Origin of the sequence: Sphingobium xanthum (genome assembly GCF_019737615.1) — a bacterium.
Taxonomy (GTDB): domain Bacteria; phylum Pseudomonadota; class Alphaproteobacteria; order Sphingomonadales; family Sphingomonadaceae; genus Sphingobium; species Sphingobium xanthum.
Genome location: NZ_JAHKKS010000002.1, coordinates 21,322 through 47,193 on the forward strand (window position 1 = coordinate 21,322; position 25,872 = coordinate 47,193).

General features: G+C 65.3%; 25 protein-coding genes. 11 read left to right on the forward strand and 14 right to left on the reverse strand.

Annotated elements, in window-relative coordinates:
- The first annotated feature begins 63 nt into the window (after positions 1 to 63).
- The gene (locus tag KM135_RS03210) at positions 64 to 1,083 is read left to right on the forward strand and encodes an SPOR domain-containing protein (protein WP_221712550.1); all 1,020 of its coding nucleotides are present in this window, start codon (positions 64 to 66) and stop codon (positions 1,081 to 1,083) included.
- A 29-nt stretch (positions 1,084 to 1,112) separates the two neighbouring features.
- On the opposite strand, the gene serB is transcribed toward KM135_RS03210, so the two are convergent.
- Entirely contained in the window at positions 1,113 to 1,991 is an 879-nt protein-coding gene (serB, locus tag KM135_RS03215; RefSeq protein ID WP_246605721.1) for a phosphoserine phosphatase SerB, read from the reverse strand.
- Here serB and miaA point away from each other — a divergent pair.
- The 5 genes from miaA (at position 1,990) to ilvC (ending at position 6,842) form a co-directional block, all read left to right on the forward strand.
- Complete coding sequence (gene miaA, locus KM135_RS03220; protein WP_221712552.1) at positions 1,990 to 2,964, forward strand: tRNA (adenosine(37)-N6)-dimethylallyltransferase MiaA; 975 nt, start codon at positions 1,990 to 1,992, stop codon at positions 2,962 to 2,964. The two genes, serB and miaA, sit on opposite strands and share 2 nt — an antisense overlap.
- A 145-nt stretch (positions 2,965 to 3,109) precedes the next feature.
- Positions 3,110 to 4,855 carry an acetolactate synthase 3 large subunit gene (locus tag KM135_RS03225; RefSeq protein ID WP_221712553.1) on the forward strand — a complete coding sequence of 582 codons (1,746 nt, stop codon included), beginning with the start codon at positions 3,110 to 3,112 and terminating at the stop codon, positions 4,853 to 4,855.
- The gene (locus KM135_RS03230; RefSeq protein WP_221712554.1) at positions 4,852 to 5,211 is read left to right on the forward strand and encodes a hypothetical protein; all 360 of its coding nucleotides are present in this window, start codon (positions 4,852 to 4,854) and stop codon (positions 5,209 to 5,211) included. The genes KM135_RS03225 and KM135_RS03230 overlap by 4 nt, the downstream gene beginning before the upstream one ends.
- Complete coding sequence (ilvN, locus tag KM135_RS03235) at positions 5,211 to 5,723, forward strand: acetolactate synthase small subunit (RefSeq protein ID WP_221712555.1); 513 nt, start codon at positions 5,211 to 5,213, stop codon at positions 5,721 to 5,723. The genes KM135_RS03230 and ilvN overlap by 1 nt, the downstream gene beginning before the upstream one ends.
- Before the next feature lie 99 nt (positions 5,724 to 5,822).
- Complete coding sequence (gene ilvC, locus KM135_RS03240) at positions 5,823 to 6,842, forward strand: ketol-acid reductoisomerase (RefSeq protein ID WP_221712556.1); 1,020 nt, start codon at positions 5,823 to 5,825, stop codon at positions 6,840 to 6,842.
- Between the two features lie 36 nt (positions 6,843 to 6,878).
- On the opposite strand, the gene KM135_RS03245 is transcribed toward ilvC, so the two are convergent.
- On the reverse strand, positions 6,879 to 7,418 hold the full coding sequence (locus KM135_RS03245) for a mismatch-specific DNA-glycosylase (protein ID WP_221712557.1): 540 nt from the start codon (positions 7,416 to 7,418) through the stop codon (positions 6,879 to 6,881).
- 68 nt (positions 7,419 to 7,486) lie between these two features.
- Here KM135_RS03245 and KM135_RS03250 point away from each other — a divergent pair, with 68 nt between their 5' ends.
- Complete coding sequence (locus tag KM135_RS03250) at positions 7,487 to 8,584, forward strand: glycosyltransferase (protein ID WP_221712558.1); 1,098 nt, start codon at positions 7,487 to 7,489, stop codon at positions 8,582 to 8,584.
- Between the two features lie 290 nt (positions 8,585 to 8,874).
- Positions 8,875 to 9,492: a YceI family protein gene (locus KM135_RS03255; protein WP_221712559.1), complete on the forward strand. Its 618-nt coding sequence runs from the start codon at positions 8,875 to 8,877 to the stop codon at positions 9,490 to 9,492.
- 6 nt (positions 9,493 to 9,498) lie between these two features.
- Here the strand turns inward: KM135_RS03255 and KM135_RS03260 are convergent, their stop codons facing one another.
- The 7 genes from KM135_RS03260 to KM135_RS03290 all read right to left on the reverse strand — a co-directional run bounded on the left by KM135_RS03260 (position 9,499) and on the right by KM135_RS03290 (position 17,866).
- On the reverse strand, positions 9,499 to 11,208 hold the full coding sequence (locus KM135_RS03260; protein WP_221712560.1) for an MFS transporter: 1,710 nt from the start codon (positions 11,206 to 11,208) through the stop codon (positions 9,499 to 9,501).
- A gap of 34 nt (positions 11,209 to 11,242) precedes the next feature.
- Positions 11,243 to 11,965 (reverse strand): FkbM family methyltransferase, encoded by a 723-nt coding sequence (locus tag KM135_RS03265; protein WP_221713027.1) that lies wholly within the window; start codon positions 11,963 to 11,965, stop codon positions 11,243 to 11,245.
- Positions 11,966 to 12,012: 47 nt separating this feature from the next.
- Positions 12,013 to 13,173, reverse strand: coding sequence for a glycosyltransferase family 4 protein (locus tag KM135_RS03270; RefSeq protein ID WP_221712561.1), 1,161 nt, complete (start codon positions 13,171 to 13,173; stop codon positions 12,013 to 12,015).
- On the reverse strand, positions 13,170 to 14,486 hold the full coding sequence (locus KM135_RS03275; protein ID WP_246605724.1) for a hypothetical protein: 1,317 nt from the start codon (positions 14,484 to 14,486) through the stop codon (positions 13,170 to 13,172). The genes KM135_RS03270 and KM135_RS03275 overlap by 4 nt, the downstream gene beginning before the upstream one ends.
- Positions 14,483 to 15,223, reverse strand: coding sequence for a class I SAM-dependent methyltransferase (locus KM135_RS03280; RefSeq protein WP_221712562.1), 741 nt, complete (start codon positions 15,221 to 15,223; stop codon positions 14,483 to 14,485). Before KM135_RS03280 ends, KM135_RS03275 begins: the two co-directional genes overlap by 4 nt.
- A gap of 54 nt (positions 15,224 to 15,277) precedes the next feature.
- The gene (locus tag KM135_RS03285; protein ID WP_221712563.1) at positions 15,278 to 16,414 is read right to left on the reverse strand and encodes a glycosyltransferase; all 1,137 of its coding nucleotides are present in this window, start codon (positions 16,412 to 16,414) and stop codon (positions 15,278 to 15,280) included.
- 90 nt (positions 16,415 to 16,504) lie between these two features.
- On the reverse strand, positions 16,505 to 17,866 hold the full coding sequence (locus KM135_RS03290) for an exopolysaccharide biosynthesis polyprenyl glycosylphosphotransferase (RefSeq protein ID WP_221712564.1): 1,362 nt from the start codon (positions 17,864 to 17,866) through the stop codon (positions 16,505 to 16,507).
- Between the two features lie 165 nt (positions 17,867 to 18,031).
- On the opposite strand from KM135_RS03290, the gene KM135_RS03295 reads away from it, so the two are divergent.
- Complete coding sequence (locus KM135_RS03295) at positions 18,032 to 18,718, forward strand: CDP-alcohol phosphatidyltransferase family protein (protein WP_221712565.1); 687 nt, start codon at positions 18,032 to 18,034, stop codon at positions 18,716 to 18,718.
- 1 nt (position 18,719) lies between these two features.
- On the opposite strand, the gene wecC is transcribed toward KM135_RS03295, so the two are convergent.
- Together wecC and wecB are read right to left on the reverse strand one after the other, a co-directional pair.
- A complete protein-coding gene (gene wecC, locus KM135_RS03300; RefSeq protein ID WP_221712566.1) occupies positions 18,720 to 20,018 on the reverse strand; it encodes a UDP-N-acetyl-D-mannosamine dehydrogenase in 1,299 nt (432 codons plus the stop codon).
- Complete coding sequence (wecB, locus tag KM135_RS03305) at positions 20,008 to 21,078, reverse strand: non-hydrolyzing UDP-N-acetylglucosamine 2-epimerase (protein ID WP_246605762.1); 1,071 nt, start codon at positions 21,076 to 21,078, stop codon at positions 20,008 to 20,010. The genes wecC and wecB overlap by 11 nt, the downstream gene beginning before the upstream one ends.
- A 379-nt stretch (positions 21,079 to 21,457) precedes the next feature.
- Between wecB and KM135_RS03310 the strand changes: the two genes are divergently transcribed.
- Positions 21,458 to 21,721: a YrhB domain-containing protein gene (locus KM135_RS03310; RefSeq protein WP_221712567.1), complete on the forward strand. Its 264-nt coding sequence runs from the start codon at positions 21,458 to 21,460 to the stop codon at positions 21,719 to 21,721.
- A gap of 27 nt (positions 21,722 to 21,748) precedes the next feature.
- Here KM135_RS03310 and folP read toward each other — a convergent pair whose 3' ends face one another.
- Entirely contained in the window at positions 21,749 to 22,912 is a 1,164-nt protein-coding gene (folP, locus tag KM135_RS03315) for a dihydropteroate synthase (protein ID WP_221712568.1), read from the reverse strand.
- Positions 22,913 to 23,203: 291 nt separating this feature from the next.
- On the opposite strand from folP, the gene KM135_RS03320 reads away from it, so the two are divergent.
- A complete protein-coding gene (locus KM135_RS03320) occupies positions 23,204 to 23,713 on the forward strand; it encodes an SRPBCC family protein (RefSeq protein WP_221712569.1) in 510 nt (169 codons plus the stop codon).
- A 92-nt stretch (positions 23,714 to 23,805) separates the two neighbouring features.
- Here KM135_RS03320 and KM135_RS03325 read toward each other — a convergent pair whose 3' ends face one another.
- Positions 23,806 to 24,945 (reverse strand): site-specific DNA-methyltransferase, encoded by a 1,140-nt coding sequence (locus tag KM135_RS03325; RefSeq protein WP_221712570.1) that lies wholly within the window; start codon positions 24,943 to 24,945, stop codon positions 23,806 to 23,808.
- 215 nt (positions 24,946 to 25,160) lie between these two features.
- Positions 25,161 to 25,727, reverse strand: a complete 567-nt coding sequence (locus KM135_RS03330) for a TMEM165/GDT1 family protein (protein ID WP_221712571.1) — start codon at positions 25,725 to 25,727, stop codon at positions 25,161 to 25,163.
- Between the last annotated feature and the right edge of the window lie 145 nt (positions 25,728 to 25,872).

A 25,872-nucleotide genomic window follows, 5' to 3' on the forward strand; every position in this document is an offset into this window, starting at 1 on the left:
TGACGTTAACCATGAACGGACTAGAAGCCGGTCGATTTTCAGCATTCTCCGGGGAGTGTGGACATGAGACCCTTTTTGGCCGGCGCGATCGCCACATGCCTGCTGAGCGCGACCGCCGCATTTGCCGACGTCAAATCCGGCGTGGATGCCTGGAATCAGGGCGACTATGCGGGTGCCGTCGCCGAATGGCGCCCACTCGCGATCAGCGGTAATTCGGATGCACAATTCAACCTCGGCCAGGCCTACAAGCTCGGTCGCGGAGTCCCGGTGGACCTGCCGGTCGCGCTGGAATGGTTCCGCAAGGCGGCCGATCAAGGCCATGAAAAGGCCGCCGACAATCTCGGGCTGATGCTGTTCCAGCAGGGACGGCGAGAAGAATCCATGCCCTACATCAAATCATCGGCCGATCGTGGCGACCCGCGCGCACAATATGTCTATGCGACCGCGCTGTTCAACGGCGATCTCGCGCCGCGCGACTGGGTCCGCGCTTATGCTCTGATGACGCGCGCTTCCCAAGCTGGCGTCGCGCAGGCCAAGAGCAGCCTGGCGCTCATGGATCAGCATATTTCCGAAGCACAGAGACGCGAGGGGCTCGCGCTTGCCTCCGCGATTGGCAATGGCAGTGCGCCAACCTCGCCCGCGTTGGCGCAGACCGAACCCCAGCGCCGCGTACCGGCCGCCGCCGAGACACCGGCCGTCGCGACCGACGGTCCCACCGATCGGCCACCGGTGCGCAAGAGCCGAAATCGCACGCCGCCGCCGGTACAGGTCGCGACGGCGCCCGTGGCGCCTTCCGTCCCGGTAGCCCCGCCTCCCGCAGCCGCCAAACCTTCGCCGAAACCCGTGACTGCCGGCCGCTACCGTGTCCAGCTCGGCGCTTTCCGCGAGCAAGGCCGCGCGCCGGCCCTGTGGAAAAGCGTCAGCGGCCGGGTGAGCGGTCTCTCCGCCTTCCAGCCCAGCTATGTCGTCACGAACGGCTTTACGCGCCTGCTGGTCGGCCCGCTGGCCACGAGCGCCGATGCGCAAAGCCTCTGCTCGCGCATCAAGCAGACCGGCACGCCCTGCGTCGTTCAGGGAATGTAAGCCTCGCCCCTAAAGCGTCGGCGGACGGTCTAGGCGGCCGCCCAGTCCCTCCGCGATATGCCGAGCGCGTGCAGCAAGGTGCTCAGATCGCCGCGCTCGATGGCCGCATCTGCCGCCGCGCGGGTCTTCGGCTTGGCATGATAGGCGATCCCAAGGCCTGCCGCCTCGATCATCGGAATGTCATTGGCGCCGTCGCCGATCGCGATGGACTGTGCCGGTGCGATGCGGAGCGCATCGATCGCGCCAAGCAGTTCCGAGCGCTTGCGGGCAGCATCGACGATCGGCTGCTCGACCGTGCCGGCCAGCTTCCCATCCGCGACATGCAGCACATTGGCGATCTGGAGGTCGAAGCCGATTTCCCGACCGACCGGCACCGCGAACGGGATGAACCCGCCCGAGACGAGGATCGTTCGCGCTCCGCGTGCGCCGAGCGTGCCCACCAGTTCCCTGGCGCCACCCATGAGCTTGACCCGCTCGGTCCGGCATTGCTCGATCACGCTCTCGGCCAGCCCCTTGAGCAGCGCCACGCGGCTCGCCAGCGCCTCGGCAAAGTCGAGTTCGCCGCGCATGGCGCGTTCGGTCACCTCGGCGATCTGCGCCTTGAGGCCCGCATAGTCGGCCAGCTCGTCGATGCACTCGACGGTAATCATGGTCGAATCCATGTCGGCCACGAACAGGCGGCAGTCGCGATTGGCGGCTTCCAACACGAAGAAGTCAGCCGTCGGCGCCGCGGCTTCGATCGCGGCGCGCGCCGTCGCGCGGTCACCGGCAAAGGGCAGGTCGGCGGCTTCGCCCGGCTCGACCCAGGAGATAGCGCCGACATCGAGCCCCGCCGATGCGAGCGCATCGCGCGCCGCGCTCACGTCCCCCTGCCCAAGTCCGTCATGCGCGACTAAGGTCGCGATCATGTCCCTGCCTTCTGCCATCTCAATTCCCGAAGAACGCGACCCGGAGCGGCCGCCGGTCGCGCTTATTGCCGGGCCGACCGCCAGCGGCAAGAGCGCAGTCGCGCTTCGGCTGGCAGAACAGACCGGCGGCATCATCATCAATGCCGATGCGAGCCAGGTCTATGCCGATCTGACCGTGATCACCGCCCGGCCGCCTAAGGAAGAGACCGCGCGCGCGCCACATCGCCTGTTCGGCCATGTCGATGGCGCACAAAACCACAATGCCGCGCTCTGGGCGGCCGAAGCGCGTGCCGAGATAGACGCCGCCCACGCGCTGGGCCGCCCGGCCATCCTCGTCGGCGGCACCGGCCTCTATTTCGAGACGCTGCTCCATGGTCTCGCGCCGGTGCCCGACATCGATCCGGCCATCCGCGCCGCGGTGCGGGCCTTGCCGGTCGCGCAAAGCCATGCAGCGCTCAGCGTCGAGGACCCGGTCGCCGCCGCGCGTCTGAACCCGACCGACACGACCCGCGTCGCCCGCGCGCTGGAAGTCGTTCGCTCGACGGGCACGCCGCTTGGCGAATGGCAGACCCGGCGCGAGGGCGGCATCGCCGGCATGATGCCCGTTCATGCCGCCGTGATCATGCTGCCGCGCCCGATCCTCTGGGAACGCGCGGCGCAGCGACTGAAGGCGATGCTCGCGGGCGGTGCGCTGGAAGAAGTCGCCACCCTCGTCGCGCGGCACCTGCCGCCCGATCGCCCGGTCATGCGCGCACTCGGCGTCCATGAGCTGGGAGAGCTGCTGGCGGGCAGATCGACCCTGGCGGAGGCGGAAACGGCCATCCTCGCGGCGACCCGTGCCTACCAAAAGCGGCAGACGACATGGGCGCGCAATCGCCAGCGCGACTGGATCAAGGTCGAGCCGGATCAGATCCGGAGTCTGGGCGATCTGACGCTACTGCACGGCTCCCGGGAACGCACCAGCGAGGCATGAAATGACGAAATATCTTCATTGATTGTAATAAAAGTACAATCATTTTCCTTGACACATCATTTTATGACGCATAGTGGCACCAGCCTTGCCAAGGTCGGGGCATTGCACCATGGCCCGGCACAGTGTTTTTCAGGGAGTTTCCAGCGTGGCCGAGAAAAGCGGCGCCGACATATTGGTCCAGTGCCTGATCGACCTCGGGGTCGATACGGTGTTCGGCTATCCGGGCGGCGCGGTTCTGCCGATTTACGACATGATCTACGATCATCCGTCGATCAATCACATCCTCGTGCGCCACGAGCAGGCCGCCGCCCATGCGGCCGAGGGCTATGCCCGCTCGACTGGCAAGCCCGGCGTCGTGCTCGTCACCTCCGGCCCGGGCGCGACCAATGCGATCACCGGCATCACCGACGCGCTGATGGACTCGATCCCCATGGTCGTCATCACCGGCCAGGTTGCGACTCATCTCATCGGTACCGACGCCTTCCAGGAAGCCGATACGGTCGGCCTGACGCGGCACTGCACCAAGCATAATTATCTGGTGAAGCAGCCCGGCGATCTGGCGCGCGTCGTCCATGAGGCGTTCCACATCGCCACGTCCGGCCGCCCCGGCCCGGTCGTCATCGACATCCCCAAGGACGTGCAGGTCGCGACCGCCCCCTATGTGAAGCCGGTCCTCAACGCACATCCCAGCTATCGCCCGCAGGTCGAACCGGACGCCGACGCGATCGAGCGGACCGCCGATCTCATCATGAAGTCGGAGCGGCCGATCCTTTACACCGGCGGCGGCATCATCAATAGCGGCCCGGCTGCGAGCCAGTCGCTGCGTGCGCTCGCCGAGATGATGGGCGCACCCGTCACCTCGACCCTGATGGGCCTCGGTGCCTTCCCGGCCTCCTCGCCGCAATGGCTCGGCATGCTCGGCATGCACGGTACCTATGAAGCCAATTGGGCGATGAACAAGGCGGACCTGCTGCTCTGCCTCGGCGCCCGCTTCGACGATCGCGTAACCGGTCGGCTCGATGCCTTCGCGCCCGACAGCAAGAAGGTCCATCTCGATATCGACCGCAGCTCGATCAACAAGATCATCCCGGTCGATGTGCCGATCGTTGCCGATTGCGGCCGTGGCATCGAGGCGCTGATCGCGGCACTTAAGGCCCGCGGCTACAAGCGCCCGGACTATTCGGAATGGTGGGCGCGGATCGAGGGTTGGCGCGCGCGCCGCAGCCTCGATTATGTCGAGACCGGTTCCGAGATCATGCCCCAGCGCGCGATCGAAGAGCTGTTCAAGGCGACGCGCGGCCGTGATGTCATCATCACGACCGAAGTCGGCCAGCATCAGATGTGGGCCGCCCAACATTTCCATTTCGACGAGCCCAACAAGTGGCTCACCTCCGGCGGCCTCGGCACGATGGGCTATGGCTTCCCGGCGGCGATCGGCGCGCAGCTCGGCAATCCCGACGCGCTCGTCATCGACATTGCCGGCGATGCCTCGATCCAGATGAACATCCAGGAGCTCGGCACCGCGATCCAGTATCGCCTGCCGGTCAAGATCTTCATCCTCAACAACGAATATATGGGCATGGTCCGCCAGTGGCAGGAACTGACCTATGAGAGCCGCTATTCGCACAGTTACTCGGACAGCCTGCCCGACTTCGTGAAGCTGGCCGAGGCCTATGGCGCGACCGGCATCCGCATCGAGACGCCGGACCAGCTCATCCCCGGCATTCGCGAAATGATCGACTCGCCCGGCCCGGTCGTGGTCGATTGCCGCGTGGCCAAGCTCTCCAACTGCTTCCCGATGATCCCCTCGGGCGCTGCGCATACCGACATGCTACTCGATCCGAGCCAGGTGTCCGGCACGCTCAATGATGAGGCGAAGGCACTGGTATGACGGACCAACCGCAGGAGGAGGACGCCGAGCCGCTCCCCCTGCGGCTCCACGTCCATGTCAACGAGCCCTGGGCCTTCGAACGGGAGAATGGCGTCACCTCGATGGTCGGCTCTACGATGGATCATCTCGATCCGGAAAACGACACTTGGGAAGTGATGCTGGAAGGAACGTTCATCCTGAATGAGGAACCGTTCGATCATGTGCTGGTCAGCCCCCGCTATATCGGCGAGCGACTGGACCGTGTCGTCGACGATTTCGTGACCGCCGCCATTCGCATCGCCTGCTTCGATGGCGAGGAATGGCACTATCTGATGACGGGCACGCTTGCCCACCAACGTGACGAGAAGAAGGTTTGATGCACATCCGGCAGGAAGAGAGCGAGCGGCACGTCCTCTCGGTGACGGTCGATAACGAGGCCGGCATCCTCGCGCGTATCGCGGGCATGTTCTCCGCGCGCGGCTATAATATCGAGAGCCTGACCGTGGCCGATGTAAGCGCGGATCATGCGGTCAGCCGGATCACCGTCGTCACCAATGGCCCTCCCCGCGTGATCGACCAGATCATCGCCCAGCTCGATCGGCTCGTGCCCGTCCACAAGGTCGTCGATCTTGGCGAGGTCGGCCCCTATGTCGAGCGCGAGCTCGCGCTGGTAAAGGTCGCCGGCACGGGCGAAGCACGGATCGAGGCACTGCGCCTGGCCGACGTGTTTCGCGCCAAGGTGGTCGATACCACGCTGGAGAGCTTCGTGTTCGAGATTACCGGACCGACCAGCAAGGTCGATACGTTCGTCGGCCTCATGCGCGATCTCGGCCTTGTCGAGGTCGGCCGCACCGGCGTCGTCGGCATGCTGCGCGGCGCTGCCGGCTGAGTTTCAGTTTTACCGTCACTCCGGCGGAAGCCGGGGTCTCATACCGCACCAGAACCCGGCTTCTGCCGGGATGACGCATCAGAAGAAGGGTTTAGGGACATGCGTGTTTATTACGATCGCGATGCCGACATCGGCCTCATCAAGGGCAAGAAGGTCGCCATCCTGGGCTATGGCAGCCAGGGCCACGCCCATGCGCAGAATCTGCGCGACAGCGGCGTCGCCGAGGTCGCGATCGCGCTGCGCCCCGGCTCGGCCTCGGCCAAGAAGGCCGAAGGCGCCGGCTTCAAGGTGCTCGCCAATGCGGAAGCGGCCAAGTGGGCCGACGTCCTCATGATCCTCGCGCCCGACGAGCATCAGGCCGCGATCTATAATGACGACATCAAGGGCAATCTGCGCCCCGGCGCCGCGCTCGCCTTCGCGCATGGCCTCAATGTCCATTTCGGCCTGATCGAGCCGCCGGCGGACATCGACGTCATCATGATCGCGCCGAAGGGCCCGGGTCACACGGTCCGCAGCGAATACACCAAGGGCGGCGGCGTCCCTTGCCTCATCGCCGTCCATCAGGACGCGACCGGCAATGCCCATGACATCGCCCTCTCCTACGCCTCGGGCGTGGGCGGCGGCCGCTCGGGCATCATCGAAACCAACTTCAAGGAAGAGTGCGAGACCGATCTGTTCGGCGAGCAGGCCGTTCTGTGCGGCGGCATCACCCATCTGATCCAGGCGGGCTTCGAGACACTGGTCGAGGCCGGCTATGCGCCGGAAATGGCCTATTTCGAGTGCCTCCACGAGACCAAACTGATCGTCGATCTGCTCTATGAAGGCGGCATCGCCAACATGCGCTACTCGATCTCGAACACCGCCGAATATGGCGACATCACCACCGGCCCGCGCATCATCACGGACGAGACCAAGGCCGAAATGAAGCGCGTCCTCGCCGACATCCAGTCGGGCCGCTTCGTGAAGAACTTCGTGCTCGACAACCGCGCCGGCCAGCCCGAGCTGAAGGCCGCCCGCAAGGCCGCCGCCGCGCACCCGATCGAACAGACCGGTTCGCAGCTGCGCGCCATGATGCCCTGGATCGGCGCCAACAAGCTGGTCGATCAGGAAAAGAACTGATCTTCTAAATCCTCCCCGAGTTCGCTCGGGGAGGAACTACCTCATACTCCGCACAGCCTCAGCCAACTCCTCCCAAACCGCCAGATCCCAATAACGCCGCGCCGACCCTGACGGCGACGGCAGCACGAACAGCCGCGTCTCCCCGATCCGTTCGGCCTGCTCCCCAAGCGCGATTTGCCCCGTCGGACGATCCAGAAACACCCCCGCCCCCGTCTTGCTGGTGAAGGCAAGGATCGCCGGCCGGTGCAGCATCACCTTGTCCCGCAGCGCCGCCCCGTCGAACGCGCCGTCCGGCAGTTCCACATCATTGCCAAAATGCCGCTTCGAAAGATCGGTCAGCCCGATGCGATGCTCCAGCAGCCGCGCATAATCGACAGGCCTCAAACGCTCCGGCGTCAGACCCACTTCGTGCAACGCCCGCCAGAAGAGATTGGTCGGATTGGCATAGTAAGCCCGCGCCTCCGCCGATCTGCGCCCCAGCGCCGTGCCGCAGAAGACCAGCCTGAGCCCTGGCGCCAGCAGGTCGGGCACGAGATGACTGTCCGGCAGCGCGCCGGATCGGGGCAACATGGTCATTGCCTTCCTATAATCCGACGAGTTTCGCTTGCCAGCGGAACGGCGCCGATGTCAGGACAACGAGCAACGTGCCTGTCCGCCATATCCTCATCCCCATTCACGACTTCTCGGCCGGCGGGACCGAGCTGATCGCCTTTCGCCTGGCGCGGCACTGGCTCGCAGCTGGTCGGCGCGTATCGATCCTCGCCGGTGCGAGCGACGGCCCGCTGCGGCCGCGCGTGCCGGAAGGCGTCGAGCTCCATGTGCTCTCGCCCGAGCGGCCGCGCTCGCCGATATCGCGGATGTTTTTGGGTAGCCAGATGGCTCCTGACGCCGCAGCCATCGCGCCGGACGCCATCTTCATCCCCGGCAATTTCCATTTCGTGGTCGCCAAGGGTCTGCGCAGGGCGCTGCCGAAAGCCGCGATCGTCGCCAAGGCCAGCAATCCCGTCTGGTCGGATGATTGGGTGCCGCTGCCGATCGCGCGCAGGCTTGTGGCGTTCGGCACGCGCGGGATCGACCGTATCGTCGCCATGGCCGGTGCGCTGGCGCCGGAAGTCGCGCGCTTCGTGAAAGCCGAGCGAGTCGTCACGATCCCCGATCCGTTTCTCGACGACGACACGATCTTCCCGGAACGCCCGGTTCCGGCATCCGGCAAGAGCCTCGACATGCTCGTCGTCGGTCGCCTGGAAGCGCAGAAGGATCCGCAACTCGCCATCGCCGTTGCGGGCGCCCTCAAGGCAGGCGGTCAAGATATCCAGCTCACCATCCTGGGTGGCGGCCCCATGCGGGACGGGTTGCAGGCCGAGATCGAGCGCGCCGGCCTTGCCGAGCAGGTGATGCTCGCGGGCTATGTGACAGACCCCGCTCCCTACTACCGCGCGGCCGATCTCCTCCTCATGACGTCGCGCTTCGAAGGTGTCCCGGCCGCCATCGGCGAGGCGCTCACGCATGGGCTGCCGTTCGTCGCGACCGACTGCTCGTCATGGCTGACCGCGCTTGCCCGCGAGAACCCGACGCTCGGCACGGTCGTCGGGGAGCGGCAAGCGGATGCACTGGCCGCCGCCGTCATCGCCCGCTCGAAGCTCCCATCGCCAAGCGCCGGCCAGATCGAGGCGGGCATTGGCGTGCATCGCGCAGGCCCCGCCGCCCGCGCCTATCTCGATCTCTTCGACAGCCTCATTTGATCCTGTCCTACAGGATATTCATCATGGCATGACGACGATCTCCGTTTGGCGCATCGCGCGCCAGGCTTCCCGATGCCGGAAGGACAGACAAAAAAAGATTCAGGCTGACCCCCGAACTTTCCGAACCTTCGAAAGAAAATTGCGGCGCGCTGGTCCTATTCGACCGTTCCGTCAGCCCGGCGCGCAACAAGCAGCGACTGCTTTTAGCATGATGACAGAATCAACCCGGGCGTTATGGTTAGCGCCGCCGCCCCCTTAGACCGGCAGAATCGATCAGGAGACACACTATTATGCGCCTCATTCACGCCGCCCTCCCTGTTCTTGCCTTGACCGGCCTCGCCGGCGCGCTGATCGCCCAGCCCGGCAAGCCCGATCCCGCTGCCATCACCGGCGGCACCTACACAGCCGACGCCGGCCACACGCTGGTGAAGTGGGAAGTCGATCATCTCGGCTTCACGCCCTATTTCGGCATCTTCGGCGACGTCACGGGTACGCTGGTGCTCGATCCCAAGAATCCCGGCGCCGCCAAGGTCGATGTGACCATCCCGGTCGCCAAGGTGACGACGGCCAGCGCGGGCCTCACCGGCCATCTGCTGAAGCCCGCCGAGGCCGGCAAGGCCGCCGACTTCTTCGGCGCAGCCCCCGCCGACGCCAAGTTCGTCTCGACCGCTGTCGCCGTGAGCGGCCAGAACGCGACGATCACCGGCAATCTGACGCTCAACGGCGTCACCAAGCCCGTCACCCTCGCCGCCAAGTTCTACGGCGCCGGCAAGGGCATGGGCGGCAAGGAGAATGTCGGCTTCACCGCGACCGGCGCGATCAAGCGCAGCGAGTTCAACGTGGGCTATGCGATTCCGATGGTCAGCGATGAAGTGAAGCTCGAGATCGTCGCCGCCTTCGTCAAGTAACAGGCCCTAAGGCACGCCGGCCGGGGATGCATTCACCGGCCGGCCGCAGCCGATTTCCGCGAGATGATCCCGTCGCCGCTGGATGAACTCGCTGCCGCGGTAGACCGGGCGGACCCGATGGACCCCGAGCGGCCAGAACTGGCTCCGGTCCATGATGGCGACATCCCTGGTCGCGCAAAGCCTGTCGAGCTGGTCGTAGCCGAGCATCTGCAGCGCAATCACCACCGGGCGCCCGAGCTTCCCTTCGTCGAAGCGCACAAGGTCGGTCATGTAATAGCCGCCCCGTATGTCGACCAGCACGACATCGGCATCGCTCGCCCGTATCGCCGCCATCGTCCGCGCGTAGCCCCGCACGTAGCGCTCCGTATCGCTGATCAGCCACAGGCCGGAGAGCAGCGCCACGACCGCCGAAGCCGCCAGCAAAGGACGATGCCCCTGACTCCCTTGCGGCACGACCGCACGCCAGCCCAGCCCCGCAAGCAGGCAGAGCGCGCCGATCTGCCCATGCATGTAGCGAAAGCCCCATCCATAGCCCTGGTAGAGCGCGAGCCCCATCCCCGCCAGCACACCGAGCAGCATCGGCAGGGCGATCGGCACCTCGCGCAACAGTCGGCGCCAGCGAACGCCCCAGAGGGCCAGAACCGCCAGCGGCAGCAGCAGCACATTGTTCCAGGCAATCAGCCGCGCATTGTTGAGCAGCGGCTGCCACTTGTCGAGCCGGCCGAAGAGGCTCTCCAGCTTGTCCAGCACACCATTGGTCCGATGCACATCGCTCGGCGGCGGCGAACCGACCAGTTCGATCAGCGCCATCGGCCAGAGCCGTGCCCAGACCAGCATCATCATGATGGCAACTAGGCCATGGAAGACCGCAGCGCCCCATCGCCGGTTCGCCGCCATCCAGAGGATGAACGGGCCGATGAACAGCAACGGGAAGTGCCACTGATGCAGGCCGGCGGCGAGCAACGCGACCAGCGCCGCGCTGATGTGGCCGAGCTTGTCGCCACGCAGCACCAGCGCCAGCCAGACCATGTTGAACGCGAAATGGCTGGTCATGGCGTAGGGCGTCATCGCCGTCGTCAGCAACTGTGCCGAGGTCAGCGCCATGAGCATGACGACCAGCACCGCATCGGGCCGATCCGGCATGAGCTTGCGGGCATTGTGCCAGAGCGCCAGCAGTCCGACGCCCAGCGTTGCCGGCGCCGCCAGATCGGCCATGCCGATCCACGTGAACAATGCCCGGATCGCGGCATGGACAGGCAGATAGATCGCCGTCCAGTGCGTATTGGCGCCGTAAGGGCTGTAGAACTCCGGCTGGATCGCACGGAGATAGGGCGCCCATTCCGCCGGCACCGGCCAACCCAGATGACCATTGGCGAGATACGCACCCGCCATCTCGACCATCAGCTCATCGCGGGACGGACTATAGTCATGAAAAACGAGCGAGCGCCCCGCCCATCCGACCAGCACCGCAAGGACTATGCCCGCCGCAATCAGGGTCGTGCGATGCTGCGCAACGGCCCCTCGAGCGGCCGGACGACGCACAAGCCAGGCCCAGATAGCGAGGCAGATCAGCGTCAGTGCCTGACCATCAAGCACCCATTTATCCTGCCGGTCGAAGAAGAACTCGGACAGTCCGCGTACATTGCTCCCGGCGATGTGCCACAGCCATCCGCCGTAGGAGAGGCCGAGCGCCAGCAGCGCGAAAAGCGTCAACATGATGGCGAAAGTGCGCGCGCGTCCCTGCGATCGGTCAGACAATGGGAACATTGCCGCCTTGCGTCAGATCGCTCCGCACGAACAGGCCGTCCATCTCGACCAGCAACGGGAAATGCCCCTTGTTATTGGCGAACACGGCATTGGGCACGAAGCCCGCGCGCTCCAGCAGGGCGATCATGGTGCGGTAATCGGTCGCGCCGGCATAGATTGGCCGTACCGAAAGCTCCGTCTGCACGCCCACGAAGCGCGCCAGCACGTCATTCGCCCCGGAGCAGACCTGCGCGTCATGCCCCTGCGTATCCATCTTGAGCAGCACCGCGCGGGCCCGCCAGGCCGGTTCCAGCTCCGGCAAGAGGCTGTCGAGCCGCGAACAGGGCACATGGACCGTGCGCGTCACGGCATTGCGCTGGGCGAAGATCGGCTCCAGCCCCTGCCCCGGCCGATTGAGCGAGCTGAACTGGTCCGCCGCCATGATATTGAACTCGGCCTCGCCGTCGCGATCCGACAAGGCGATGTTGTAGACATGCCAGCGGCTGTCGCGGCCGGCGACCTTCTCGAGCTTCGCGCAGACGTCGGGATTGGGCTCGAACGAGAGGATATCGCCGCGGAAGCCGACGTCGCGGCGAAGCATCGTGGCATATTGGCCGGCATTGGCGCCCACATCGATCACGCAATCGACGCCGAAATGCGCGATGAAGCGGCGCAGGGCGAGGATCTCGCCATATTGATGCTGCCGGCCGAACAGGCCGAGGCGCATCGCCAGCCAGCGATCGCGTAGCTCGCGCCTGTATCGGGCAAACTGGCTCACGCGGCCGCCATCCGCGCCTTGAAGCGCTCGATCGCATCGAGATAGGCGGCCTCGGTCTGCTCGGCGGCCTTGTCCCAGCCATCGAGCGAGACGACGTGCGTCAATGCGGCCGCACCGGCCTCCTGCCGGCGATTCCCGTCAGCGACGAGCTGGCGCAGCGCCACCGTCAGCGCTTCGGCATTGCCCGCCGGGAATCGCGACGCCACGCCATCGGGCAAATCGCCGAACATTCCCGCATCACTCGTCACCATCGCCGCGCCATAGCGCAGCGCCGACAGGAAGGCACCGCTCGAATCGATCGCGCGATAGGGAAACACCAGAATGTCGGCGGCGCGCAGATGCGCATCGAGACGCGGCTCAGTCAGGAAGCTCAGATCCGTGATCAGCCGCTCGCCGAAGCCACCGCCGCGAATGGCGCCGAGAAACGCTTCGACCGGCATGAACGGCTTGCCCGCGATTGCCAGCTCGAACTCGTGCCCGTCGCGCCAGAGCGTCAGGCAGGCCTGAACGAGCAGATCAAGGCCCTTGTAAGGCCGGATCGTACCGAAGAAGAGGATGCGGGGCAGGCCCGAACGCGGCACGGCCTCGAGATCGGCCCGCGTGGCTTCGCGCAGACGCATGGGCGGGTGGGGAACGATGTGGATGCGCGAGCGATCATGGCCCTGCGCCAGCAACGCTTCCAATGTCGGCTCGCCGTGGACGATGAGCGTATCGAACTGCGCCAGTAGCGCCTGATAGTCCTTTGCCGAGGCGCAACGATCGCCATGATAGGGATTGGCGTTATGGACGGTGTGGACCAACGGCACCTTTCCGCGCAACCGCCGCAGCAACGCGCTGTCCGCCCGGGCGAACGGCAGCCATTGGAAATGCACGACGTCACCGTCCAGGGACTTGAGCGAGCCGAGACGCGCATCGATCAGATAGTCGATGCCCTTCGCCGCCTGACCGGCTTTCCCTTCACCCAGCAACGGGCGCAGCCGTTCGCCAAGGCTGAAGAAGCGCGGTACGTAGCGGTAGCGCTTGGGTACGATGGCGTCAGTTTCACGCATCGGGCGACCGAGCAGAGTGACGTCGTGACCACGCGCGGCGATGCTTTCGCACAGACCGTCGTCATAGCGCGGCGTGAACAGCGAGGGGTCTATCATCGCTATCTTCATGCGTGTGCGCCATGGCGGAGGCTGGCGAGCATGCGGCCGTGGATCAGGGCCAGCAGGAGGTGGACGGCGGCGTAGAGCGCGATGAAGGCAAGCGAGAGGCTCGCGGGAAGCAGCCAGAGCGCCAGGGGCACGCTGAGCAGGCTGCCGAGGAGGAAGAGGAAGGACGGGCCGACGAGCGCACCGAAGCGGCCGAGGCCGTTCTGCACATAGACCGAGACGCAGATGACGCCGAGGCCGACGAGCAGCAGCATGATACACAGTAATTCAATGATATTCAGCGTGATGTTGCCATCGAATGTGATGTGCGCGAGCGGTTGCCCGGCGATCATGACGGCGAGCGCGGCGACCAATGTCAGGCCGAGTGTCCAACGCAGGCAGCGCACCAGGGAGGCGCGGAAAGTCGCGGTATCCTTGGCGAAATGGGCGCGGGTGAGAGCCGGCAGCATCGTCTCGACCAGCGCGCGGATGACGGCCGACAGTGCGCGCGAGGTCTTGAAGGCGAAATCGAACAGCAGCAGCGGACGCACATCGCTCGTCGCCGCGGCGATGGTGAGATAGGGCGCGTTATAGGCCGTCACATCGAACAGGGTGAGCGCACCGGTGCGGCCGAAATCCGCCAGATAGTGGGTGCGGACATGCGCGGCGCCGGTGCGCACGCCGAGCCAGCGCGCGCCCGTCATCGCCAGCGAGCGATGCACGGTGTTGAGGCCAAGCCAGAGCATCAGCACGGCTACGGCAAGCTGGAGCAGCACCGAGTTGAGGATCGGCAGGCCAACAAGCGCAGCAAGCAGCAGCCCGATGCCCGTCACGCGCCGAACCAGATCGAGCGCTTCCCACCAGAGATTGTGATCCAGCGCCGCGAGAACACGGCGGGTCAAGACCGCCAGCAGATTGATGGCACTGACGCCATAGAAGGCGACGAACAACAGCGGATGGCGTGTGGGAAGCAGACCCGTGGCAATGGCGACGCCGAGGAGACAGGCACCGAGCAGGATCAGCCCGCTCATCAACCACAGAAGCGCCACGATCTCCTCGTTGCGAAAGGCCCCCTCCCCGGCGATCCTGTCGCGGCGCAGGCGGCTATAGGCAATCGAGGTCAAGCCGAGTTCGGCCGACACGGTGAAGTTGGCGAAGGCGATGAACAGCAGGAATACCCGGAACTCGTCGAGCGGGAGCAGGCGCACGAAGACGAAGGTGACGACGAAGCCCCAGGCCATGGCGAGGACGACATTGGCGAGCTTGGCCGCTCCGAGCAGCCCGGGCCGGCGCTCGAGCCGCCCGGCGAGCGCGACCAAGCCCCCCGCTTGCGTCATGCCGGCCGGCGCGCCACGAACAAGGTGTCGGCCAGCGCCATGTGACGGACCTGATCGGGCGGAAGCACGGTGGCGTCGATCATTTCGACAACGAAACCGGCGGCTTCGATCCGCTTGGCGAAATCGCGGCCATATTGGCGGACATGGTCCCACTGGCCGAAGCGGCGCTCGCGCTCGTGGCCCGAAAGGTCGGCCGGGCCATCTTCGCTCGCCTTTTCCCACAGGGGCACGAGCAGCCAGGCCTCGCCGCCGGGCTTCAACGCGGCCAGCAGATTGCGCAGGACCACGGCATCGTCGGGCACATGCTCCATGACATGGCTCGCATAGATACGGTCGAACCGGGCCGCGTCGCTCATCAACATCAAATCGAGCCGCTGCATGCCGGGCACGCCATAGCGATCGGGATCGATATCAGCGGGCACATAGTCGCCGGCATTTGCATAGAAGCGCTGCACGAGGCTGCCCTCGTTCGGCGCACAGTGCAGGATCGCTCCATTCGCGGGCAAGGCGATGCGACCGGCATCCAGTAGGGCATGCATGAGGCGCTCGCGCGGCGAGGCACCGCAAGCAATGCAGCCCCATTCCGCCTCGTCACCGTAGCGGAAGAAGCCCGCGACATCCGAGCGGCACGCCGGGCAATGCCGGTCCTTCGCGGCGCCCATCGCCGCGCGCGCACCGAGCAGCGTGCGCGAGACATGTTTGCCGGCGGCTTTCAGGACCCTCTGTGCGGTTATCATCGGCCCAGCCTATAGCGCGATGGACGGCGAATGCGAGTGTAACAGTCCGTAAATTCAGTCGCGCGACTTGGCCGGTGCCCAGGTCGTGAAAGTCTGCCCGCGCATGGCAAGGAGGACGCCTTTCAAAGTGGCCACATAGGCCAGCAACATGTCCGTAATCGAGGCGAGCGGCCCGCGCCGCACCGTGAGGCCAAGCATGAGCAGGACGATGCCAGCGGCCGCAAGCGCAATGGCCGCAAAGGGCGCGATCCGCCAAGCGAGGATCGATGCAGCGACGAGACCGAGTCCGATCCACGCCGCGCCGAACCAGCGCACGATCTTGCGCGAAAAGTATTTGAACCGATCGAGCCGGTTCATGCGCACGAGTTGCGGGCGGAGATGGCGGTGCGTGTGCCAACTGCGGGCGGCAATGCGAACCTTGCGCCGATATTCGTCCTCACGTCGGGAGACCATCATCTCGCGAGCGATCACGTCCTTCGCCTTGACGAGGCGCTTGCCGGCGAAGACAACCGACATGGACACGGTCAGATCGTCCAGCACGCTGTCCGGGAAGTCGGGATAGAGCGCGCGGCGGATCGAGAAGATGGAGCCGTCGGCGCCCATGACGTTGCCGCTGCGCGATTCGAGGTCCTTCAGGCTTTCCTCGATGCGCCAGTAGAGCGCGCCGACAGAGGCGGACGCGCTGCTCTCCGCGCCGCCATAGCGGAGCGATCCGAGCACGCCGCCGACATCGGGATCGGCATAATAAGGCGCGAGGCGCTCGATCGCATCGTTATCGAGCACCACGTTTGCATCGGTGAAGATCAAGACATCACCAGAAGCGTGCGCGGCGAGGCGCTTCATGCCGTGCGCCTTGCCGCTGCGGCCCGGCCCGCGAACGAGGGTCAGGATGTCGCTGGCTGCCGTCAGCAGATCGCCGGTGCCGTCGGCCGAGCCGTCGTCGAAGGCCAGAATCTCAAGATCGGGATGCCGTGCTTTGAGCTGGCGCAGATTCTCAATCTTTGCCGGGAGCGAGGCGAACTCATTATAGGCGCAGAAGAGCAGCGAGGCCGAGACTGCGCCTGATTGCTCGCGGGCAATCGCGCGCTCGGGCAGCAGGCGCAGGATCAACGGGTAGAAGAGGAACGGCCAGAGCAGCAGGATGGCGCTGAGCAGCATCGCTGCGATCAGGAGGAGGTCGATCGGGCTCATCGGGCGGCTCTCGGCGCCTTGCGCTCTCGTGCAGCATCGACGCGCGCGCCTCCCGAAGATGCCAGCGTGCGCTGGCATGACGAGACAGGATCAGAACGCGTTATCATGCGCCAGCACACCGAGTGTCGCCACGATGATCCGCAGATCGCGCCAGATCGACCAGTTGGTCACATATTCGAGGTCCGACTGAAGGCGGTTGATCAGATCCTCATGCCGATCAGTCGGCCCGCGATGGCCGCGCACCTGCGCCAGGCCAGTCATGCCGGGCTTGATGCAATGCCGCGCCCAATAGCGCTCGTCGACTTCCCAATAGAGGCTGTCTGCGGCCTTGGCTGCCGGCGCATGCGGACGCGGCCCGACGATGCTCATGTCGCCCTTCAGCACGTTCAGCAGCTGCGGCAGCTCGTCGATACTGGTCTTGCGCAGGAATGCGCCAACGCGCGTGACACGCGGGTCATCGCGCTCGGTGAGCTTCGCCGCTGCATGATCGGTCTTGCCGGCATGCATCGTGCGGAACTTGAAAATCGTGAACGGACGGGCATCCTTGCCGAGCCGCTGCTGGCGGAAGAACACCGGGCCGGGACCGGAGAGCTTGATGCCGATCGCCGCGCCGATCAACACGGGTGAGAGCAGAAGCAGCGCCGGCACGCCGATCACCAGGTCCAGCATGCGCTTGACGATCCGGTCACGGAACAGGAGCGGCCCGCCCGCCACGACGATGGTCGGATGATCGTCGAACGCGCTGACCTTGGTCGGCGCGAACCGGCGCATCTCCGGCACGAGGATCTCGCCTTTGGCCGAAAGCGCCGTGAGTGCGACACGCCAGTCCTCGATCCGTTCGGGCGGACAGGCAACGACCACCCGCTCCGCTCCGCCGACGCCATGCGCGAGCCGCTCAGCCATGGCCGCACCGCGTTGCGCCGGATCGACACCGATCGCAGCCGCGTCGATCCGCCAGGCCGTTGGCGGTGTTTCCACATCGACGCCGTCAACCAGCAAGACGGTGATGTGCGGCACTTCGCCCAGCAGGGCAATACCGATCCGCTCGATCAGCAATCGGGCCACGTAAAGCCCGGAAGCCGCGATCACGAGACCGACGACGAAGGTGAGGCGCGAAAGCTGCTCGGCAACCTTGCCCAGATAGACGATGATGAGCATCAGCATCACGGCCTGCGCCAGGCTCCATATCGCCTTCACCGCGCTCGCCTGACGATTGCCGATCATGCGGATGCCGTAGACGCCGCCATGGATCGCGATCAGCGCATAAACGGGCGCGATCATGGCGAACATGATGATGCCGTGCGGCTTTCCCGGTTCGCCCCAGAGCGAGTGCAGCACCAGGATGTTGGCCAACAGAAAGCCAAGCCCCAGCACCGCGATGTCGATGAGGATGCTGACAATGTAGAGGCGCAGGCGCGCCACTTCCTTGGACGGCGCTCGGTTCGCAGTCATCGCCGCGCGCCTTGGCTCGGCGCTGGGTGCAGGTCAATGGGCTTTGGCATCTGCCTCCCCAGCCGCTCCTCCGAAAAACAGCAGCATGTGTCGGAATAAACCAGCTGGATCGTTCTACGCGCTGGATCATTTCGAATTACACTTTTATGACGATCAGCAAATACAATGCTCAAGCCACCGAACCCAGCCGCCGCTGAACCTGTCCAGAGGATCCAGCAAAACCTTCTCGCAGTGCCCGAGCGCCGGCTGCTGACCTGGCTATGCAGTATCATGCCCGCCTGGGTGACGCCGGACAAGCTGACGTCGCTCGGCGTTTTCGGCGCGGTCCTCACCTTCGTCGGCTATGCGGCGAGCGGCTTCGGCGACCTTTGGCTGTGGCTGGCGATCGTCGGCTATGTCTTCCAGTGGTTCGGCGACTCGCTCGACGGCAGCCTGGCGCGCTACCGCCGCATCGAGCGGCCCGGCTATGGCTATTTCATCGATCATAGCTGCGACGGCATCGTGACATTGCTGATCCTGGGCGGAATGGGGCTCAGCCCGTTCGTTCGGGTGGACCTCGCCATGTTCGCGGTGGTCGGCTATCTGCTGCTCTCGATCCATGCCTATTTGGCGGCGCGGGTGATGGGCGAGTTCAAGCTCTCTTATGGGCTTGCCGGGCCGACGGAACTGCGCTTCCTGCTCATCGGCATGACCATCGCGATGATGCTGTCCGACCCCATTCGACGCCCGGCATTTTCGGGCTTCGACCTGATCGTGGGTGGCATGGGGACTTTGTTCGTCATCCTGTTCATCGCCCAGACGCTCTCTGCGGGCCGGCGCCTCGCCAAGGCCGAACAGACTCCCCTACCCTGACTCAACCCGCCTTGCGCAGGCCCTGCTCGGAACGGGCCGGCGCGGGCTGGTCCGGCCACATGCCGCGCGTATCATAGACCGCCTTGTCGGCGCGTTCGTCGAGGGGCACGGACTTGAACACGTCATGATCGACGAGGACCACGAAAACCGCGCAATCCTCGATCGCATCGTCGATGTCGATCAGAGTGACGCCGGTGCCGACAAACTCGGCGGGTACGCCCTGCGCATATGGCTCGACCAGCTTGATGCGCGGGCCGTAGCGCTTGGCGAGGCGATGGGCGACCTCGAGCGCGGGTGACTCCCGGAAATCGTCGATATTCGGCTTGAAGGCGAGACCGAGGCAGGCGACCTGCGCACCGGGGAGCTCGTCAATCAGCTTGCTGGCCTGCTCGACCACATAGTCCGTCTTGGCGAGATTGACCTCGCGCGCGGTGCGGATGATGCGGGCATTCTTGGGGTCGCCATGCACGATGAACCAGGGATCGACCGCGATGCAGTGACCACCCACGCCCGGGCCGGGCTGGAGGATGTTCACGCGCGGGTGGCGATTGGCGAGGCGGATGACTTCCCAGACATCGATGCCCATGCCGTCCGCGATGACCGACAGTTCGTTGGCGAAGGCGATGTTCACGTCGCGATAGCTGTTCTCGACCAGCTTCACCATTTCGGCGGCGCGGGCCGTGGTGGTGATGCACTCGCCGCGCACGAACTTGCGATAGAAGCTCAAAGCCTTCCGGGCGCAGCGCGGGGTGATGCCGCCGATGCAACGGTCATTGTTGACCAGCTCGATGAGAATGCGGCCGGGCAGCACGCGCTCCGGGCAGTAAGCGATCGAGACTTCGGCACCGTTGCCGGGCAGCCCGGGCATCTTGAGGTCCGGACGCAGTTTCTGCAGCTCGTCGCGCATCGCCTCGGTCGTGCCGACCGGCGAGGTGCTCTCGAGAATGACGACATTGCCCGGCTTGAGGACCGGCGCGATCGTGCGGGCGGCGCTCAGCACATAGCTGATATCCGGCGCATTATCCTCGCTGACCGGGGTCGGCACGGCGATGACGAACACGTCGGCCGGCTCGATCGTGAGCGAGGCGCGCAGCGTGCCGCGGGCAACGACGCCCTGGACGAGACCATCTAGATCGACTTCCTCGATATGCACCTTGCCGCTGTTGACCGTCTCGACCACATGCGGGGTCACGTCGACGCCGAGCACGCTCATGCCCGAGCGGGCGATCAAAGCGGCGGTCGGCAGGCCGATATAGCCGAGGCCGATGACGGCAACCTTGGTGTCGTGCTCAACGGGCATCGGCGATGATCCTTGCGATGCGGCTGGCGGCCTGGCCGTCGCCGAAGGGATTATGGGCGCGCGCCATGGCGCTGTAGGCTTCCTTATCGTCCAGAAGCGTGAAAATTTCAGCAACGATCCGTGCGCGATCCGTGCCGACGAGCTTCGCCGTGCCCGCCTCGACGCCCTCGGGCCGCTCGGTCGTCTCGCGCATGACCAGCACCGGCTTGCCGAGCGAGGGCGCTTCTTCCTGCACGCCGCCGCTGTCGGTCAGGACGATCTCGCAGGCATCGAGTAGGCCGACGAAGTTCGGATAATCGAGCGGCGCGATCATCGCGACATTGCCGAGACCGGCCAGCGCATCGTCCATGACCTTGCGGACATTGGGATTGGGATGGACCGGGAAGATCACGGCCACGTCATCGCGCGCGGCGATATCGCGGATGGCGCCGGCGATATTGGCCATGCCGTCGCCGAAATTCTCGCGACGGTGGCTGGTGACGGCGATGATCCGCTTGCCCGCGAAGCGCGCCGCGATCGGGCCGATACCGGCCGCGAGCGATGGCGTCTCCCGGATGCGCGCCTGCGTCGCGAGGAGCGCGTCGATCACCGTGTTGCCGGTGACGTGGATGCTCGCCTCGTCGCGGCTCTCAGCGCGCAGGGCGTTGGCGGCGGCATCGGTCGGCGCAAAGTTCATGTCGGCGATGCAAGCGACGACGCGGCGATTCACTTCTTCCGGCCAGGGATGATGAATGTCGCCGCTGCGCAGGCCAGCCTCGACATGGCCGACCGGGATCTTGCGGTAATAAGCGGCGAGGCTCGCGACCATCGTGGTCAGCGTGTCGCCATGGACGAGGACGCGGTCCGGCTTTTCGGCATCGAACGCCTCGCCCAGCGCCGTGATGAGGCGGGCGGTCAGCGAGTCCAAAGTCTGGTCGGGCTGCATGATGTCGAGATCGATGTCCGGCACGATGCCGGCCAGTTCGAGCACCTGATCGAGCAAGGCGCGATGCTGCGCTGTGACGCACACGCGCGTCTCGATGCCCGGCGTGGCCTGAAGCGCATGCACGACCGGGAACATCTTGATCGCCTCCGGGCGCGTGCCGAACACAACGATGACTTTCTGCGTTCCCACGAGCGTGCTCACCCCTCACCGATGGTCACGAATGCCGTTACTGCGCGAATGTGAAAGCTGCGTAAAGCATTGGTACGGGGTCGAGAGCGTCGATGATTTGCCGGCGGTTGTGGCACGGGAGCATCCATCTTTTGCGCAATTTTCTTGCGAAGGTTCGGAAGGTTTGGGGGTCGTGCGGAATTTTTTCGAGCTTTCAGCGAGTCGGTATGACGGAACGCGCCTTGCCTGAGGGCAGGATGCCAAGGGTTTTCGAATGTAGGATAGTGGTTTTTCTCAGCAAAGCGCGACGCTTGAACGCATCTGGTTCGGCAATTACTGTAAGGCGATGACGAGGATTGAGGCAGAAGCCCTCGCGGACAAAACACTCCAGGACATGGTCGGTCGATATGATCCGCCGTGTTCGATTATGCGCGACAAGACAATCGAACTTTCTGGTGGCTGGGTCTGCTTCTATCAATCGACGGAATATCTTCGTTCAGGCAATTTCAGCGATCGTCTGGTCGGCAATGGTCCGTTCTATGTCGGACACAACGGCTCCGTTCAGGAACTCCTCAGCGCACTCCCCTGGGAAGCGCAGATCGACGGCTAAGTCATCGCGTCCCGGCTGACTACTGCCTCACCCCGCCACCAGCGCCGCATCCCTCAGCCCGCGCCAGACGCGCGCGGCCTGCACGCTCTCGACGACATCGTGGACGCGGACGATCTGGGCGCCCTGCTCGATTGCCTTGAGCGCGAGGGCGACCGATCCGCCGAGGCGATCGGCGACGGCGGCGCCGTCCGTGAGGGCGCCGACCATGCGTTTGCGGCTCGCGCCGAACAGGATGGGCACACCAAGGCCATGGAAAAGCGCGAGATTGTTCACGATGCGCGTATCGTCCTGCAGTGCCTTGCCGAAGCCGATACCGGGATCGACGATGATCTTCCCCTTGGGGATGCCTGCCGCGACGCAGGCGGCGATACGCGCTTCCAGCCAGTCGAAAATCTGGAGATCGATGCTTGCGCCGACCCCAATGCTACCTGGCGCGCCGGCCTTGTATGTGACCGCGCCGCCATGCGGATCGTCCCCGGCAGAGGGGCTGTGCATCAGCATCACCGGGCAACCGGCGGCCGCGATGACTTCCAAGGCGCGCGGATCGTGCGTCAGGCCGGTCACATCGTTGACGATGCCGGCACCGGCGGCCAGCGCGGCTTCCATCACCGCGGCCTTGCGGGTGTCGATAGAGACGATGATGCCGCTGCGCGCGAGCCGCTCGATCACCGGAACGGTGCGGGCGATCTCGTCGCCTTCCCACACGGCTTCCGCACCCGGCCGCGTGGACTCGCCGCCGACATCGACGATGGCAGCGCCAGCGAGCTGCATCGCGAAGCCGGAATCGGCGGCTTTCTCGGGATCGCCGATCAGCTTGCCGCCGTCCGAGAAGCTGTCCGGGGTCATGTTGAGGATGCCCATGACCTGTGGCGTATCGAAGCGCAGGACGCGCTCGCCGAAGGTCATCGGCGGGCGTTGCGCGACGAGGGCGGCCATCAGGCGTGCGGCGCGCTCCCCAACCTCGTCGGGCAGGCTCGCCTGCCAACGATCGAAGGCTTCGAGCGGGATTTGCGCCTTGCCGGCTTCGCCATCCGGGGTGATCCAGCGCGCCTCGACGGCCTGAAACCAGATGAGCCCGCCCGCGAGACGGCGGAACTGATCCTCCTCCAGGCCGACGGGCGTGTCGATGAACCAGATCGGGCGGAGGTAGAGGCGCGCGCCTGCTGGCGGGCCGGAGAGATGATCGCTCATGCCCGAAGCCGTAGGGTGTGTCTTGTCACACCGCAACGGGTGGTGTTGGATCGCAGGGCGGACTTTTGAATTCGACCGTTCCCCGGTGTAGGCCGGGGTCCAGACTCGGCGCAAAGCGCCGACGCGCTGCCGCGCGCACTTTTAGCGGGCATGGACCCCGGCCTGCGCCGGGGAACAGCTAGCGCGCGACGTCGCTCGGTCTTCGCAGTCTTGTTAGAACCGCATGGGCCGCCCCTTCGAAACCCTGCGCTTTCATGATATGGCGCGCCGCAGCGAAATCGGAGTGGGACCGTGGCTGCCCGGGAATTCGTCCTCGTCACGCATTGGCATTTCGACGCACCGATCGAGCGTGTCTGGACGCTGATCGAACGCACGGACGACTGGCCGCTCTGGTGGCCGGCGGTGCGCGCCGTGGCGACCCTGCGCGAGGGCGACGCGCGCGGCATCGGCGCGGTGCGGCGGCTGAGCTGGCGGACTGCCCTGCCCTATTCTTTGAGCTTCGATGTCGAGGTGACGCAGATCGAGCCGCTGGCGTTCATCGAGGGGCGCGCGAGCGGCGAGCTGGACGGCGTGGGCCAATGGACCTTCGCGGCGGACGGCGAGCGGACGGTGGTGCGCTATGAGTGGCGCGTCGAGGTGACCAAGCCGTGGATGCGGCTGATGGCGCCGGTGCTGCGGCCCGCCTTTGCATGGAATCACGGGAAGGTGATGTCCTGGGGCGAAGATGGCGGGCGCAGGCGGCTGGCGCTGGGTGAGGTCTGCGATGCCCAGCTCGCAGCACCACCCCAACCCCTCCTCTGAAGAGGAGGGGCTAAGGGAAGCTCAATGAGAGTTGATGGCCCAGGGCGGGTGTGGGAGTTCCCGCCCTGGGCCCCTTGCGACGGAGTTTAGGATCAAGGCTCCGTCGCGAGAAGATAGAGCTGGCGCAGGGCGTCGATCGGCTTGACCGTGCCTTCATGCTCGATGTGCCAGAAGGTCCAGCCATTGCAGCTGGGGGCGCCCTGCAAAGTGGCGCCAAGCTTGTGGATCGTGCCGGTCTGATCGCCATGAGACAGGCTGCCATCGGCACGGACGCTGGCCTGCCAGCGGTTCTTCGCATCGCGCAGCACGGCGCCGGGCTTGATCATGCCGGTCTCGACCAAAGTGCCGAAGGCGACGCGCGGCTGGCTGCGCGGCGACTGCATGGTCGCGATCGCGCTTTCATCGAGCGGAAGCGCCGCAGCAATGCGCTCCCGCGCGACTTCGCAATAATCGTCTTCGCGCTCGATGCCGATCCAGCGGCGGCCGAGACGGCGGGCGACGGCGCCGGTCGTGCCGGTGCCGAAGAAAGGATCGAGCACCACGTCGCCCTTGTTCGTGCAGGCGAGCAGTACGCGATAGAGCAGCGCCTCGGGCTTCTGCGTCGGGTGCGCTTTCGTGCCGCCGCGCTTGAGGCGTTCCTGCCCCGCGCAGATGGGCAGCACCCAGTCCGAGCGCATCTGCAGCTCGTCGTTGAGCGTCTTCATCGCGCGATAATTGAACGTGTATTTCGCCTTCTCGCCCTGGCTCGCCCAGATGAGCGTCTCATGCGCGTTGGTGAAGCGCGTGCCCTTGAAATTGGGCATGGGATTGGCCTTGCGCCAGACGATGTCGTTGAGGATCCAGAAGCCCTGATCCTGCATCAGCGCGCCGACGCGGAAGATATTATGATAGCTGCCGATCACCCACAGCGTGCCGTCCGGCTTCAGGATTCGGCGCGCCTCGGCCAGCCATTCGCGGCAGAAAGCGTCATAGGCGCCGTAGCTGTCGAACTGGTCCCAGTCATTGTCGACCGCGTCCACACGGCCGCCCTCGGGCCGGAACAGATCGCCGCCGAGCTGGAGATTATAGGGCGGATCGGCAAAGATCATGTCGATGCTGGCGGCCGGCAGCGAGCGCATGATGGCGATGCAATCGCCCTGCAGCAGCGTGTCGAGCGGCAACGTCACGGGCAGGTCCTGCCGCGCAACCTTCCTGCTCGTCGGCCTGGTGCCGACCCGTTCTATGACCCCCATGATGGTCCTTCCCCCTGGTTCGAGGACCGGTGTGAGTCGTCGCGAGTCCCGCGTCAAGCGCCGTAATCCCTGCGAACGGCTCCCTAAGTGACTGATTCCGGGGAGAACGAAACGAGTCCCACACGAGGGATGGAGTCTCGCGATTCAGGCGAGACTCAATATCTTGTGGTGTTGCGCGCGGGACTCATGTCGCAGCCGGTGGATAAAATATTTTCTCAGCCCAGCCAGATCGACACCAGAAGCCACAGACCGATGATGGCGAAGAGCGACGCGGCGACGATCCGCACCGCCTTGAGCGGCACGCGGCGCACGAGTTCCTCGCCGAGGAAGACGGCCGGGACATTGGCGAGCATCATGCCGAGCGTGGTGCCGAGCGTGACAAGCGCCACGTCCTGAAAGCGCGCGGCGAGCGCGACGGTCGCGACCTGCGTCTTGTCGCCCATCTCTACGAGGAAGAAGGCGATCGTCGTCGTGACGAACGCGCCGAAGCGGGCTGGCTTGTCCTCCAGATCGTCGATCTTGTCGGGGATGAGCGTCCAGGCCGCCATGGCGATGAACGAGAGCGCAATGACGATCCGGAACCAGTCCGCCTCGAACAGCGAGGCGACGCTGGCGCCGAGAAAGGCGGCGCAGGCATGATTGGCGAGCGTCGCGGCGAGAATGCCGAAGATGATCGGCACGGGCTTGCGGAAGCGGGTGGCCAGCAGGATGGCAAGCAGCTGGGTCTTGTCGCCGATTTCGGCGAGAGCGACGACGAGCGAGGAAGTGAACAGAGCATCCATGGAGCAAAAATCCGGCCCGGCAGAAGACACGCAACGACATCACGTGTCCCGCCGGGCTGAAGCGGACACGTCATGCCATTGGTCTCGCCTGGATGCTTGATCCCCCGCGCGCCACGGCCTCTCGACCGAGTATGTTGACGCATGA

Excerpts from the sequence above, each read along its gene's own strand:
- KM135_RS03265 (WP_221713027.1), bottom strand. The coding sequence starts at position 11,965 with ATGCGCCTCGGCCTGTTCGGCCGGCAGCATCAATATGGCGAGATCCTC.
- wecB (WP_246605762.1), bottom strand. The coding sequence starts at position 21,078 with ATGTTCCCGGTCGTGCATGCGCTTCAGGCCACGCCGGGCATCGAGACG.
- KM135_RS03325 (WP_221712570.1), bottom strand. The coding sequence starts at position 24,945 with ATGGGGGTCATAGAACGGGTCGGCACCAGGCCGACGAGCAGGAAGGTT.
- KM135_RS03210 (WP_221712550.1), top strand. The coding sequence starts at position 64 with ATGAGACCCTTTTTGGCCGGCGCGATCGCCACATGCCTGCTGAGCGCG.
- KM135_RS03260 (WP_221712560.1), bottom strand. The coding sequence starts at position 11,208 with ATGTTGACGCTTTTCGCGCTGCTGGCGCTCGGCCTCTCCTACGGCGGA.
- KM135_RS03255 (WP_221712559.1), top strand. The coding sequence starts at position 8,875 with ATGCGCCTCATTCACGCCGCCCTCCCTGTTCTTGCCTTGACCGGCCTC.
- KM135_RS03295 (WP_221712565.1), top strand. The coding sequence starts at position 18,032 with ATGCTCAAGCCACCGAACCCAGCCGCCGCTGAACCTGTCCAGAGGATC.
- wecC (WP_221712566.1), bottom strand. The coding sequence starts at position 20,018 with ATGCCCGTTGAGCACGACACCAAGGTTGCCGTCATCGGCCTCGGCTAT.
- KM135_RS03230 (WP_221712554.1), top strand. The coding sequence starts at position 4,852 with ATGACGGACCAACCGCAGGAGGAGGACGCCGAGCCGCTCCCCCTGCGG.
- KM135_RS03280 (WP_221712562.1), bottom strand. The coding sequence starts at position 15,223 with ATGATAACCGCACAGAGGGTCCTGAAAGCCGCCGGCAAACATGTCTCG.
- KM135_RS03290 (WP_221712564.1), bottom strand. The coding sequence starts at position 17,866 with ATGACTGCGAACCGAGCGCCGTCCAAGGAAGTGGCGCGCCTGCGCCTC.
- miaA (WP_221712552.1), top strand. The coding sequence starts at position 1,990 with ATGTCCCTGCCTTCTGCCATCTCAATTCCCGAAGAACGCGACCCGGAG.
- ilvC (WP_221712556.1), top strand. The coding sequence starts at position 5,823 with ATGCGTGTTTATTACGATCGCGATGCCGACATCGGCCTCATCAAGGGC.
- KM135_RS03275 (WP_246605724.1), bottom strand. The coding sequence starts at position 14,486 with ATGACGCAAGCGGGGGGCTTGGTCGCGCTCGCCGGGCGGCTCGAGCGC.
- KM135_RS03330 (WP_221712571.1), bottom strand. The coding sequence starts at position 25,727 with ATGGATGCTCTGTTCACTTCCTCGCTCGTCGTCGCTCTCGCCGAAATC.
- KM135_RS03285 (WP_221712563.1), bottom strand. The coding sequence starts at position 16,414 with ATGAGCCCGATCGACCTCCTCCTGATCGCAGCGATGCTGCTCAGCGCC.
- ilvN (WP_221712555.1), top strand. The coding sequence starts at position 5,211 with ATGCACATCCGGCAGGAAGAGAGCGAGCGGCACGTCCTCTCGGTGACG.
- KM135_RS03245 (WP_221712557.1), bottom strand. The coding sequence starts at position 7,418 with ATGACCATGTTGCCCCGATCCGGCGCGCTGCCGGACAGTCATCTCGTG.
- KM135_RS03270 (WP_221712561.1), bottom strand. The coding sequence starts at position 13,173 with ATGAAGATAGCGATGATAGACCCCTCGCTGTTCACGCCGCGCTATGAC.
- folP (WP_221712568.1), bottom strand. The coding sequence starts at position 22,912 with ATGAGCGATCATCTCTCCGGCCCGCCAGCAGGCGCGCGCCTCTACCTC.
- serB (WP_246605721.1), bottom strand. The coding sequence starts at position 1,991 with ATGATCGCGACCTTAGTCGCGCATGACGGACTTGGGCAGGGGGACGTG.
- KM135_RS03310 (WP_221712567.1), top strand. The coding sequence starts at position 21,458 with ATGACGAGGATTGAGGCAGAAGCCCTCGCGGACAAAACACTCCAGGAC.